Origin of the sequence: Halorientalis marina (assembly GCF_023028345.1) — an archaeon.
Taxonomy (GTDB): Archaea; Halobacteriota; Halobacteria; order Halobacteriales; family Haloarculaceae; genus Halorientalis; species Halorientalis marina.
In genome coordinates, this window is record NZ_CP095487.1 from 1,593,186 (window position 1) to 1,606,230 (window position 13,045).

Here is a 13,045-nt window from a genome sequence, read left to right on the forward strand (position 1 = left end):
GGTGACGTTCAGACCGACTGGCATCCAGTCTTACAGGAGATCCAACAGCCGACGTGTCCGAGCCCTGCGCCGGTGAACGAAACTGTCCCACGTCGCGTCGCCGCTGGCACTTGTTCATCACGGGTTGGTGTCGCTGGGCCGGCTTTGAGTATTGTTATGAACTGTTTTCTCTCCTCCTGCGTCGGGATGAATAAACAATGCCTCTTACTGAGCACTCCTCAAGCGGGATTACTGTTCTCCGGATTCTGCTGTCAGCCGCTCCCGTGCAATCTCACCCATCGTCCGGAAGTCGATTGAGTCCGAACGTTCGCGTGCATACGAGAGTATTGACCTTACACGATCTACGTTCGCCTGGGTGCTGACCGCGTGCGGATGAAACCAGAGGTGAAACACCCCATCCTTGCGTGTGGCCGCATCGATAGTTTTTTTCGCGATATCGACGACCGGCTGTGAGGCGACGGGACTGGCGACTCGACGGACGGCCCCTTCGAACGTGAACAGATGGAGCGAGGCAGGAATCGCGACCAACCCCTCTCGCTTGATCGTGGGCGTCATGAGCGGTGCCCGGCGGAATCTAGTTAGCATATTGACTAATTTAGCGGGTTTGCTCAGCGGCGTTTGCTCAAACCAACCGGGTGGATTCGGAGATCGATACGCCACGAAGTCGTGATCTGCAAGGATGTCCAAGTGCCCGACTTCGTTCCGAGGAAATGTAAAAGAATTGAGCTTTATATCCTGCTGTTTGGCCAACTGTTTGCAGGCTCGTAATTCGGCCGCTGCGGTCTCAGACCTCGTTTCTGGGGCGCCAAACACGACGTGAGAGTACGAGTGACACCCGATCTCATGATCAACATCGGCCGTACGGACAGCCTCGATAACCTCATTCCCGAACCAATCCCCATTTCTGGATTCGGTTCCGCCAGGGTCGTTCTCGAACCAACCTTCGGGGACTGGATGGTCGGGGTGATGACCGCCGCAGGCGGTGTGAAAGAGGTGTCCGACGACGGCCCAGGTGGCTGGAATCTGATACTGATCGAAGAGGTCGATAAGGTGGAACCAGCCATCACGGCCCGAACCGATTCGTTCACTCGGGTCATCGCTGTAGCGGTGGTAGCCCCAGGCAAGTTCCGCATCAAGCGAGACGACGAACGAACCCATAGTCTGAACAATGAGGTTATACTTATTGTTATTCACCCTTTTAAATAATAAATTCATATTTAAATAGGTCTAAAGATGTGATTTATTATGTGTTAGTCGACAACCCTGCTCAGTCGTCGGGCTATCGGTAAACGATTCGTGGGAGAACCGTATTCAGGAAGAGCAGGATGGCACGAGCAGGTGGGGCATAGTCCGGAGCTATACGAGGCAATTACTGTAGACTCTCGGTAGCAACCGGTCCGGGGGGCTTGTGTTCCGGACGATCACTTGTCGAGAACTGTCTGAATCCAGTGTTCGGCAGTAGTTAGACACGACAGCGGTTTGCTGTGGTCTGTTACACCGTCGAGGTGTTGCTGTTGGAGGTGGCGAATCGCGTCCTCGCTCGCCCACTCGCGGTCACAAACATCGTCGATAAGAGCGTTCACTCTCCGTCTGAGGCCGTCGTGATGGCGATACCACTCGCCGGCGAGCGTGTCTCCTCCATACGTTGCCTCGCCTCGGAGCCTATCGACGGCAGTCGTGAGTACGAACCCTGCAGCATGTTGCCAGAGCGGACGTGCTGGTGGGACGCCTGTCCGTTCGTACGGAATCCGTTCGAGACCACTGTTCAGTTCCCTCGCTAGTCCGAGTTTGAACCGGGCGGTTCCGTACGGTACCACTCCACGGGTGAAGGGGATACTTCCGGTTCGTGCGTCGCGAGGGAGTCGTGAGACCATTCGCAGAAACTTTCCGTCGGCGAACGGGACCCGTGTTCCGGTCTGGCTGCGTGCGACGGCGTTACTCGCGAACTCACCGTAAGGATAGAAGTTCCGCCGGTACGCGCCAAGCACCTGTCCGTTGAACTCCGTGGCACCGCCGATTCTCGTTTCCTCCTCGTACGTCCGCATTGGGTCGATGCCGACCGACAGCAGGTCCTTGCTCGTCTCTTTGTCGACGAAGTGATGGCTCCGGTACAGGGCGTCCGCGGGTGACGTGCCACGTTCGAGGTCGCTCTGCCAGACGTCGTTCCCGAGAAGTCCACCCTGTCCCGACCCTTCGAGCATGATGTCGGGCTGATCGGGCAACTGGAAACTTGCTGAGAGGTTGAGAAACGCCGTCCACGGTATCATCCCGTCGACAATCTCGATCCCGTCCTCCAAGACAGGGACGAACCTATCGGCTGAGAGCGTGACCTGTTCGTTCGGGACCCCCAGAGTGTCGGCCACGCGACCGGCGAGTTCCGGGTTCGTCCCCGTGGGGGGATTCGCGTCATAGGTGTATGTTCTGAGATTCCGATGACGGCACAGTGCTGCCGCCATCGTCCGGCTGTCAAGCCCACCTGAGAGCCACACACCGATCTGCTGGTCGGTCCCGACTGTTCCGGCGATATCGCGTATCACTCGTCGGTACTCCGTGGTGAGGTCCGACACAGACGGCGGGGCAGAGTCGTCGAACGACTGCTCCCAGTAGCGGTTGAGCGTCACGTTTTCGGTCTCCCCATCGTAGACGAGGACCGTACCCGGCGGCATTGACTGTGCCTCTTCGATGAGGGTTCGGCCGCCCCACACCTGCCCGATCGTGACCAGGTCAATTAACCCTCTGTGGTCGATAGTCGGGCTCGAAACGTGCGTGAGGAGGGGTTCGACGGACGTTCCGAATACGAACCGCTCCTCGTTCGTGAAATAACAGCGCCGAGTTCCGAGTTTGTCGGTCGCGACGACGAGGCGATCCGCTGTCGCGTCGGCGACGACGAGAATGAACGGACCGTCTAATACTTTCAGAGCCTGTTTCGGTTCCGATAGTACACGGTCACAGGTATCTCGTAATGACCAGCCCAGTTCCGAGCGGTTCGTGAGGGTACCGTAAATGGCGAGAAATCGAGATCCATCGCTCAGTGTCTCCGTCCCCGTTGGGTCCCGTTTCCCGTGTGTCACGAGTCCAGTCCCCATCGGAGACGCTTCGAGTCGCTCTCTCCCGTACCATGATTCGGAACGCATCCCCTCCAGCATGATTTCGAGCGATGAACCCGTCACTGCCCCACCGCATACCCCTGTCATAGGATTCTACCACAGGATTGCGAGCCGACGAGTCCAGGAACAGACCTATAACTGACCGACATGTCTGCAGGTGTGATAGCCTCAGTGGGGGGGATACACGTTGTGAATCGCCGCATGGGTGTACCCTCACTCGAGTTCGGGCTTAGTTATACCTGGACTACCGGGTTCCAGTAAGGAGGTCATACTTAGATGTTTTTCAGACTGTGGGACAACTATCATGGACCGCCGGAAATTTCTCAAACTGTCCGGAGCGATGGGTACTGTCGGTGCGCTGACCATTTTCTCCTCTTTCTCCGACGGAAATGAACCTGTTAGTATGAGAAAAGGTGATTCGGTAAGTCGAAACCGGACGACGTCTGAGGGGGTGCCGACGCAAACGCCGGAACAGATGCAAACGAGCTATCGCGCGGAGATCGAGTTCGATCGAGTTCTTGATGCTGTAGACGATATCGGAATGGACGATAGTGGAGAGATTCCCATAGATGAGGCACTCGCCGCGAACCTCGAAGACGGCACGCTCATCGAATTTCCGCCAGGAGAGTACCTGACAAAGACGATACACAGCGTCGAAAACCTCAAGCGATGGGGCATCCGGGGGCGTTCGTCGGACCGGACGGACGTTCGAATCCGCCCACAGGAGGAAGCTGGTCACCACTTTATCAACATCCGTTCGGGACGTGATGTTCTCGTAGAGAACCTCACGTTCGACGTCCGGCAGGGGCGGCACGAGTGGCTCACCAACACATTCAAACTGGCTGGCGGGCTCAGGCTTAACAACGTCGAATACGCCGGTTTCTATGCGTCCGACGTGACCGCACGCCAGGCTCAACCCGCGACGAGCGTTCAGGGACCGCTCCACGTTCACGTCACCGATCCTGACGGCGTAAGTATCATCGATTCTCTCGTCCGCAGTGGTCCGACCCACCACGCCGAGTACCCGGGCGGCCACTCCTGTATCTTCGTCGGCCCGGCCGAGACTGTGGGAACGCTCTACATCCGAAACTCCCACATAGAAAACATGAGTTCACACGGGATATACGCCTCGCGTACCCGAGGCAACATCCGAATCGAGAACACGACGTTCAAGAACAATAACGGGGCAGGCGTGCGTATCTCGGGGACTGGGTCGTACATCCGCGACTCAGAGATTATCCTCGATCGCTCGGAGGTCATAGAGGGGACGCTCGGGAACGTATTCACGTCGGTCTCCTCGGGAATGTGGTTCGAGTCCGGGTTTAGAACGCAGGCCGGTGGAATGATGGACCGCTGTCAGGTTACTCTCAGGGATGTGCCGGACCTGACGAGGGCTATCGAAGTCGATGGATCCGCGGGGCAGACGACCATCAGTAACACAGATATCTACGTTGGAAGTGGCAACGTCCGTCCGGTCGATATCAACAAACCGGGACGATCAGGGTCACGCGTCCGTACACGGGGCCGAGTTCCCGATAACCCGCGCGTGGACATCTTGAACGTCAGGATCACTGGCCAATCCAGCGGTCGGGAGGCCGTCATCGATGTCTCCGACCGTGAATCGGTACTGATCGCGAACTCCCGTATCGACTTCCAGGGAGATCGTGACGGCATCACGTTCGAGAATGCGGCGGGTTATGTTGTCGATGGGACGACGGTCAATCTTGAGAGTGCGGGGACCGGAATTATTGCGATCGACTCTCCGAACGGAATAATCAACGATACCGATATTTCCGTGGTGGCCACTCCGATACGGATCTCGATGTCCGATTCGCCAAACACCTGTTCAGTACAGATTGCCCCGAACGTGACACTCGAATCGGAACAAGGGGTTGAACCGACACTTCCGGCCTCGTGTAGCGGCCAGAACTGGAACGGGTCCTCGGGTACAGGCGACACCGAGGAGACTCCTCAGTCGCTCGTAAACTGGTTCGCCAGGTGGTGAACTGTGCGGCGAGCCCGCCGGAGCGGGTAATACGTGTATTTGCCGCCAAGAGCCGCAACTAAGGTCATCCAGGTCTGCCGGTTCGTCGGGTCGTACGCGAGCGACCGAAGGGCGAATCGCCGGGCCTCCCCGTAGAGACCACTGCTAAGTCCGGACGTTACACAGGTCTGGTAGAGTGATGCGAGAAAGGCACGTTCACAGGCCGGGCCGTAGGCTGCGGCAAGTGGTCGGTGTTTCTGCTCAAAGAGAGGTACTGCGACGTCCCGGAGGGCCCTGAAGTCGTCCGTTAGCTGTTCGTGATCGCCCTGTCGGTAGCGGACGAGTTGGTCGTCAATCGCCTCGAACTGGCAGTGCTTCGACAGGCGGAGGCACCACTCGCGGTCCTCCAGCACCGGGAATCGATCGTCGATGAATCCCGCGACCGGGAGTAGGCAGGATCGGATCATAAGCGTCGAGAACGTTCCCAGACTCGTCCCCATAAGTATGCGCTTGGTGACATCACCGCTGGTCGTCGCCGACGCCCGGCGTAGGACCTCTCCCTCTCTGACGTACTCAAGTGCCGTGTAGACGACGCCTGTCTCTTCGCCGGCCGAGCGGAACGTCGCAACCTGTCGCTCAATTTTCTCGGGGTGCCAGCGGTCGTCGTCGTCGAGGAACGCGATGAATTCGCCCCTGGTGTTCCAGATACCCGTGTTACGGGCCGCCGCCGCTCCGTCGTGGTCTCGGTCACGGATTCGTTTTACCGCAGTGAACCAATCATCATGGGAATCGAGCCACGACGAGATGTCGTCAGAAGAATCGTCGACGACGACGAGCTCGATGTGCCCGTAAGTCTGGTCACGGACACTTTCGATAGCGTCCTGGAACTGGATCGTATCGCGGCCATAAGTCGGGACAACGACGCTGACGAGTGACTCCGTACGTCGGGGGTCACCCTGGTCGTCGGTCATCGAACCGCTCACGAATGGAAGAACCGACTTTGGATCGCATTGTTACGACCCTCCTACCGCCGGCGGTCCGACCCCTGATTCAGTCCGAGTCCACTCGGTCGTCCGGCCGCGAGTCGTGCACTTTTCGCTTCGGTGTCGATACTATCGGCGTAGACGGCGTGTGTGCGAGCGGCGATATGATCCCAGTTCAGTTTCGCCGCGCGCTCTCGGTTGCGCTCGCCCATCGCCTCGAGGTCCGCGGAACGCGCGGCCGCCATCACCCGTCGGAGTTCGCCGTCCTCGGCTGGGTCGTAGACGAATCCCCCGTCCCCGCCGACGTACTCCGCGATGCAGCCGATGTTGGGGGCGATGACTGCCCGGCCGAAGCTCATCGCCAGCAGGACGCTCCCGGAGGTGAGCATGCTGGCCTCGTCCGCGCGGAAGGGCAGGACCACGACGTCCGCAGCGTTCAGGTACAGCTGTACCTCCTCGACGGGGACGAACTCGAGGGCCGTCCGGACTCCGTCGACCGATTCGCTGGCGTCGCGCACGTCGCGTTCGATAGCCTCCGTCCGGGGGTTCCCGGCGACCAGGAGACGTGCGTCTCCGTCCAGTTCCCCGAACGTCTCGACGAGGTTTGGAACGTTCTTGTACCGGCGGATAGACCCGAAGAAGGTGAACACGAACTCCTCCTGCGGGAGGTCGAGGCGGTCCCGTGCGGTCTCGCGGTCCACCTCGTTGGGGTAATCCCCCGCGAAGGTCCCGTGTGGCACGACGGTCATCCGGTCGGCCACGGTTTCGGGGAGGTGGTAGAAGTCGATCACAGCGTCCACCGCGGCGTCACAGTGGACGATGACGTCCTCGGTGAGGAATCTGAGGAGGACGTGTTTGAACGCCACCTCGACGACCGTGGACCGTTGCTCGTGGTTGACGAGGTCGTGGGCCGTCCACACGAGCGAGGCACCGAACAGCCGGAGGACGGCCAGTTCGAGGAGGGTGCGGATGCTGAGGACCAGGGCGACGAGGGTCGGGAACCGCGTCGATGAGGAAGTCACGAACTGGTGGAGGAAGTGGACGTGAACGACGTCGGGCACGTCCCGCCCCCACATCGCGCGGAGGATGGGCAGGCCACTGCCACCCCCATCGCTGACCCGGACGGCGACACCCCGCCGACGGAGCGCGTCGGCCAGTCGCTCCTGGTACGGGTTCGTCGGCGTGTAATCCGGCAGAAAGTGGACCGTGAGGTCGGTCTCGTCCGTCGTCATCGTTCGGCCACCGCCCGCTGGTAGGTCCGGTGGGTCCGTTCCCCGATGGTGTCCCAGTCGAGGGATTCGACCGTGCGCCTGTTGTGCTCGCTCATCGCGTCGGTGTCGGCATCGAGCAGCGCCCGCATCCCCGAGAGCGGCTGGTCGGTCGCCCCGCGGTCGTAGCAGACCCCACCCTCGTCGTCGAGGAGGGTACCGATGCACCCTATCGCCGGGGCGACGACGGCGTTTCCGAACCCCATGGCAAGGAGCACGCTCCCCGACGTCAGCAGACTCCGCTCCTCGGTCCGGAACGGGAGGACGACGGCGTCGGCGGCGTTCATGTAGTACTGCACCTCGTCGTCGGGAACGAACTCGAGGACGGTCTCGATCCGGTCGTCGTCGGCGCTCCCCTCGCGGATGGTCCGTTCGAGTGCCGCCGACCGTGCGCTCCCCACCACGAGCAGCCGTGCGCGGTCGGAATCTAGTCGTTTGAACTGCTCGACGAGTCGCGGCACGTTCTTGTACGGCCGTATCCAACCGAAAAAGAGGAACACGGTGCTCTCCGACGGGAGGTCGAGGTGGTCCCGGGCGGTCTCGCGGTCGACCTCGTTCGGGTAATCGTCGAGGAAGTGCCCGTGCGGAATCACGACCGTCTTCTCGCTCGTCGACGCGGGGAGCGAGAAGGCGCGTCGGAACTCCTCGCCGGCGGTCGCGCAGTGGACGACGATCCGGTCGAAGAGGAACCGCGCGGCGACGTGTTTGACCGCGCGTTCGATGCGGAGGTACCGGCGCTCGTGGTTGACGAGGTCGTGGACCGTCCACACCGTCACGACACCACGGAGCCGCAGTAGCGCGAGGTCGACGAGCAGGCTGAGCCCCAGCACGAGCGTTACGAGCGCCCCGAGTCCGAACCGCTCCAGCCGCTCGTCGCCCACGATCATGAACGGCGTGAAGAAATGCAGGTGGAGGACGTCCGGCAGGCCCTCATCCGCTGCGAGACGCGAGAGCGGGAGCAGGTACCCGCGACCGGACCCCAGGCTGACCGTCGCACCCCCGTTCGCGAGCCCCTCGGCCAGGTTGGCCTGGTACGGGTTCGAGCTCGTGTAGTCGGGCGCGAGCAGGACGTCGAGCGTCTCGCCGTCGGCACTGGATGCGGCCGGTTCGGCACTCCGGTCAGCATCGGTACGGCTCTCGTTTCGCACGCCTGGAGTCCGGGGCCTGTCGGGTATAGTTTTACACCGACTACCACGGCTCGCGGCCCGGAGTCGGGACCACCGGACCGCGTCGTCCCCAGGGTCTGGACCGCCGAACCGCGTCTCACACGTACCCGAGCGCCTCGAGCCGTTCCTCGGGCGCGCCGGACTCGGGGTGACTCCCGGTTCCGCGATCGATGCCGGCCTCCACGTCGTTCTCGTCGACGAACGCGGTGAGTCGCTCCGAGAGCTGGTCGACTCGTGCCGCCCCCCGTTCGGTTTCGGCGAGGTCGCGGGTCTCCCGGGGGTCCGTCGCGAGGTCGTACAGTTCCGTGTCGAGGTGTGTACTGCGGTCGTGGTCGACCGTTCGCATGAGTTTGTAACGGTCGGTCCGGAGGCCGAGGTAGCTCTCGCCGCGGTGTGGCGAGTGATTGAGCATGAACGAATCCCGGTTCGTGCCGTCACACGGCCGTCCGTCCCACTCGTCCGGGGGCGTCGCGTCCACGTGACGCAGGACCGACGGAGGCAGGTCCAGCTGGCGCACCCGGTCCGTGGCGGCCACCTCGGGGAGGTTCCGGGTGAAAAGTGGCACCCTGACACACTCGTCGTAGAGGCGTGCGTGCCGGTAGGCTCCGTGCTCGAACTCCTCGCCGTGGTCACCGACGACCACGACGAGCGCGTCGTCGGGGACGAACGAGAGAAGCGAACGGACGTGTGCGTCGACGAACTCGACACAGCCCCGGTAGAGGCGTTCGATGGTCGCGCGCTGGGTGTCGGTCATCGCGAGACGGTCCTCGGAGAACTGGGCGAGGGCGCGGCGAGCGCGGAGCGGACCGACGCCGAGCCAGCGCTTCAGTCCCGGATAATACGGCTCGTGGGGGTCCATCAGGTGCATGAGCAGGAAGCGCGGTCCCGAAGTGGACCGGAACCACTCGCGCGCATGGTCTGCCACGTCGGGAGCCGAGACAGACGACCGGCGGCGAACAGTCCGCCTGAGTCGGCGCCGCGCGTAGTGGTACACGCGCCGATACTCCCCGGTTCCGGACCCGCCGTTCCAGAAGTGGTCGAACTCGTCGCGGAACTTCTCCAGGAAGGGGTTGTTCGCCACAACCGCACCCGTCTCGTACCCGGCGTCGGAGAGCAAGGCAGGGAGCGTCGGCCCGTGGTCGAGCGCACCGGACTCGTCATAGGCCGAGGAGTAGTACGTGCTCCCGAGGATCGCCGGGAACACGCCAGGGGTCGCCGCCGACTGGCAGATGGCTTCGCCACGGTCGAGCGACTCCGATGCCATCGCACGGAGCCGGTGCATCTGGGTGACAGCGTCGTACCGCCAGCAATCGATTGTGAGGAAGACGACATCGGGACGCCCTGACATGGCTGCTACCGAGGTCGCTCCCGGTGATTGTTATTGATCGACTACGGACGCCAGCAGGGGGGACGGCGCCCTTCCACCCGCGACAGTCGGTCGAGCTATCCCGTCGAAGGTTCGAGGCCGCCGGAGTACTGGTTCGCTGTGGTGGCGGCAGCGAGGGTCGTGTTCGCTGGTGTCGGAATCACTTCACCGCGTCGACCATCTGCCGGACATTCCGCTCGATCCCCCAGTCGAACTGCCGTTCGAGGGCGAACGCCACCACGACGTAGACGGCGATGCCGAGCAGCGTCAGCAGGACGAACTCGACGAAGGGCATACCCAGGTCCAGCGACCGCTCCGCGATCCACACGACCGCTCCCATGACGAGGCTGGCGGCCAGCGGGTAGACCACCTCCGAGAGGAGGCGCCAGTAGGTCGTCTCGACGGTCTTGACGACGAGGTAGATGTCGATGGGAAGCATCGGGAAGACGTAGACGCCGACGACCGCGGCGGCGGCCCCCGCGATGCCGAAGGCCCTGGTCATCGGTATCATTGCGAGGACCATCAGCGGGAGGCGAATCAGGCCGACCTTCACGAGGTAGTCCGGGCGGTCACGCGCCATCCAGACGGACCCGAACGCGGAGGTGAACGAGATCAGGATGCCGTTGACGGCGATGATCTGCATGACCGGGACCATCGGCAGCCACCGCTGGCCGAAAAACGCAGCCACGAACGTCGGTGCGACGGCGATGATGCCGAAGCCGACGGGAAAGGAGATGAAGGTCGTCATCTTCACCGTCTTGAAGAACGCGCTCCGGAGCGCGCCCACGTCGTCCTGCAGCTTCGAGTACGCCGGGAACATGATGCTTGAGACGATCTGTGTGAGCTCCCTGGCCGGCGCCATGGCGAAGCGGTACGCGATCTGGTAGAAGCCCAGCGAAGCGGCACCGAGCAGCCAGACGACAATGGCGTCGTCGCCTTCATTAATTAAAAACAATACTATTCGCGATCCCGTCAGCCACTTCCCGTAGTCGACGAGTTTCCGAGCGATGTCGAGATCGAACGCCGGCCACGGGCGGTAGTCGTGCAGCAGGTACGACATCACCGTCCGCATGAGGTCGGAGGCGATGTACCCGAACACGAGCGCCCAGACGTTCTGCCAGAGAACCGCCAGCGTGACCGCGACCGCGAAGTTCGAGATCGATCCCCCCATCGTGTAGAGGAACTGCTTCTCGAAGGCCAGGTCCTTCTTGAAGTACACGGTGCCGGGGTTCCGGAGCTGTAGGAGCAGTGGTGAGATGCCGATGACGCGAAGGATGGGGGTCGCTCGGGGTTCCCCAGTGAACGACGCGATGAGCGGCGCGCCGAGAAACATCACGCCGGCGATGAGGAGCCCACGCCCGAGGTTCAGCACCCAGGCGGTGTCGAGGTAGTCGTCGACGTCGTCGTCCCTGTCCTTGATGAGGGCCTCGTCGAGGCCGAGATTGGTGAACCGCTGGAGGCCGTGGATGGCGACCAGTGCGATCCCCATGAGGCCGAAGTCGGCCGGCGAGAGGAGTCTGGCGAGGACGACCAGCGAGCCCAACTGCAGGACCCTGTCGCCGACGTTCATCGCCGTCACCCAGATACCGCTCTTGACCGTCCGTTCTCGGAGCCCTCCGCCTGGGACCAGCGACGCAACCACGCTCCTGAGCTTTGCCAACAGTGTGTCGAGCATTGTGATCGGTGGAACGACTTCGGGAGTCGCTACGCTACCACAGTGATGTTCGGTCAATTGTTATGACCGGGCTACCGCCGGTCTCCGACGGGCGTGCGGTTCCTGGGCGATCGCTCGTTGCGGTCGCCGTACCCACGAGCGGCGACTTGGCCCCGCCGAGACCCTTTCTACCGACTCGAATACAGGGACGAGCAGGTGTGACGACCGCGTGGACCGGTGAGCGACGTCGGATGCGTCAGCAGTACTCCTCTATCGCCGACCGTATCGCGGCGGCCGCGTTCCCGTCACCGTAAGGCTCCGCTTTCGGGTCGGGATCGAACTCCCGTTCGAGCGCCGCACCGATCGCGGCCGGGTCGGCACCGACGAGCACGTTCCAGCCCGCGTCGACGGTCTCGACCCACTCGGTCCGGTCCCGGAGCGTCACACAGGGCGTCTCGAGGTAGAACGCTTCCTTCTGGACGCCGCCGGAGTCCGTCGCCACGCGCTCGGCGCCGTCGAGCAACCGGACGAAATCGAGGTAGCCGACGGGGTCGACGAGATCGACCGCCGCAGCCAGGTCCGCGTACAGGCCCTCCCGTTTCAGTGCATCGACGGTCCTGGGGTGGGCGGGAAACACGACCGGCAACGGCGCGGCCCCGAGGGCCGTCGCGACGGCTTCGAGCCGTGTTGGGTCGTCCGTGTTGGCTGCTCGGTGGACCGTCGCGAGGACGTACTCGCCGTCGGCGTATCCGAGTCGATCGAGTACCGTACTCTCGGCCAGCGCCCGCTCCCGGACGGTCAACAGCGCGTCGTACATGACGTCGCCGGTGCGAGCGACCCCGTCGGTGATCCCCTCCGCTGCGAGGGTCTCGTCGGCACGCCGCGACGGAGTACAACGGAGGTCGGCCGCGTGGTCGGTCAGGATGCGATTTATCTCCTCCGGCATCGAGCGATCACCGCTCCGCAGTCCGGACTCGATGTGGACGAGTGTCGTATCACGTTTGGCTGCCGCGAGTGCGCCCGCGAGGGTCGAGTTTGTATCGCCGTAGACGACGACCGCATCCGGGTCGTGGTCCCGGATCGTCTCGTCGATGGCCATCGTCGCCGTGCCGGTCTGTTCGGCGTGCGTGCCGGAGCCGATCCCGAGATTGTAGTCCGGTTCCGGGATCGGGAGCTCCGAGAAGAACACGTCGCTCAGTTCCGCATCGTAGTGCTGACCGGTGTGAACGAGTATCTCCTCGTGATCCGGTCGAAGCGCGTTCGAGACAGGAAACGCCTTGACGAACTGAGGGCGCGCGCCGACGATCGAGAGGACGTTCATCTGCTCGCTCCCGTGCCGCTAGTGCTGGGACACGACGCCGAAACCATGTCTGGGAATCCAGCGTGTTCGGATGTTTGTTATACGCCGACTGTCCGGAGTAATACGGCAGAAACCGGCGGTCGTCGGTTGTGACGGTCCGGATCACTGACGGTTCGGCCCGGCCGCTTGCGCCGATACAACGATGCTACTCGGAGAA

Annotated in this window: 9 protein-coding genes; 1 reads left to right on the plus strand and 8 read right to left on the minus strand. The window is 62.4% G+C overall.

What is annotated here, in order from left to right; genetic code table 11:
- Positions 1-228: 228 nt before the first annotated feature.
- A complete protein-coding gene (locus MUG96_RS08115) occupies positions 229-1,158 on the minus strand; it encodes a polysaccharide deacetylase family protein (RefSeq protein ID WP_246988201.1) in 930 nt (309 codons plus the stop codon).
- Between the two features lie 263 nt (positions 1,159-1,421).
- The gene (locus MUG96_RS08120; protein WP_246988203.1) at positions 1,422-3,170 is read right to left on the minus strand and encodes an asparagine synthase-related protein; all 1,749 of its coding nucleotides are present in this window, start codon (positions 3,168-3,170) and stop codon (positions 1,422-1,424) included.
- Between the two features lie 241 nt (positions 3,171-3,411).
- On the opposite strand from MUG96_RS08120, the gene MUG96_RS08125 reads away from it, so the two are divergent.
- Entirely contained in the window at positions 3,412-5,112 is a 1,701-nt protein-coding gene (locus MUG96_RS08125; protein ID WP_246988205.1) for a right-handed parallel beta-helix repeat-containing protein, read from the plus strand.
- Here the strand turns inward: MUG96_RS08125 and MUG96_RS08130 are convergent.
- From MUG96_RS08130 to wecB, 6 genes are all read right to left on the minus strand, one after another.
- On the minus strand, positions 5,079-6,062 hold the full coding sequence (locus MUG96_RS08130; RefSeq protein ID WP_246988207.1) for a glycosyltransferase family 2 protein: 984 nt from the start codon (positions 6,060-6,062) through the stop codon (positions 5,079-5,081). The two genes, MUG96_RS08125 and MUG96_RS08130, sit on opposite strands and share 34 nt — an antisense overlap.
- A 53-nt stretch (positions 6,063-6,115) precedes the next feature.
- Positions 6,116-7,306, minus strand: coding sequence for a glycosyltransferase family 4 protein (locus MUG96_RS08135; protein ID WP_246988208.1), 1,191 nt, complete (start codon positions 7,304-7,306; stop codon positions 6,116-6,118).
- Positions 7,303-8,490 carry a glycosyltransferase gene (locus MUG96_RS08140; RefSeq protein ID WP_246988210.1) on the minus strand — a complete coding sequence of 396 codons (1,188 nt, stop codon included), beginning with the start codon at positions 8,488-8,490 and terminating at the stop codon, positions 7,303-7,305. The genes MUG96_RS08135 and MUG96_RS08140 overlap by 4 nt, the downstream gene beginning before the upstream one ends.
- A 115-nt stretch (positions 8,491-8,605) precedes the next feature.
- Positions 8,606-9,856, minus strand: coding sequence for a sulfatase-like hydrolase/transferase (locus MUG96_RS08145; RefSeq protein WP_246988212.1), 1,251 nt, complete (start codon positions 9,854-9,856; stop codon positions 8,606-8,608).
- A 178-nt stretch (positions 9,857-10,034) separates the two neighbouring features.
- The gene (locus MUG96_RS08150; RefSeq protein WP_246988214.1) at positions 10,035-11,549 is read right to left on the minus strand and encodes a lipopolysaccharide biosynthesis protein; all 1,515 of its coding nucleotides are present in this window, start codon (positions 11,547-11,549) and stop codon (positions 10,035-10,037) included.
- Between the two features lie 235 nt (positions 11,550-11,784).
- Positions 11,785-12,849, minus strand: a complete 1,065-nt coding sequence (wecB, locus tag MUG96_RS08155; RefSeq protein WP_246988216.1) for a non-hydrolyzing UDP-N-acetylglucosamine 2-epimerase — start codon at positions 12,847-12,849, stop codon at positions 11,785-11,787.
- Positions 12,850-13,045: the final 196 nt, after the last annotated feature.

Coding starts and splice junctions, on each gene's coding strand:
- MUG96_RS08150 (WP_246988214.1), bottom strand. CDS start 11,549: ATGCTCGACACACTGTTGGCAAAGCTCAGGAGCGTGGTTGCGTCGCTG.
- MUG96_RS08115 (WP_246988201.1), bottom strand. CDS start 1,158: ATGGGTTCGTTCGTCGTCTCGCTTGATGCGGAACTTGCCTGGGGCTAC.
- MUG96_RS08130 (WP_246988207.1), bottom strand. CDS start 6,062: ATGACCGACGACCAGGGTGACCCCCGACGTACGGAGTCACTCGTCAGC.
- MUG96_RS08135 (WP_246988208.1), bottom strand. CDS start 7,306: ATGACGACGGACGAGACCGACCTCACGGTCCACTTTCTGCCGGATTAC.
- MUG96_RS08125 (WP_246988205.1), top strand. CDS start 3,412: ATGGACCGCCGGAAATTTCTCAAACTGTCCGGAGCGATGGGTACTGTC.
- MUG96_RS08145 (WP_246988212.1), bottom strand. CDS start 9,856: ATGTCAGGGCGTCCCGATGTCGTCTTCCTCACAATCGATTGCTGGCGG.
- wecB (WP_246988216.1), bottom strand. CDS start 12,849: ATGAACGTCCTCTCGATCGTCGGCGCGCGCCCTCAGTTCGTCAAGGCG.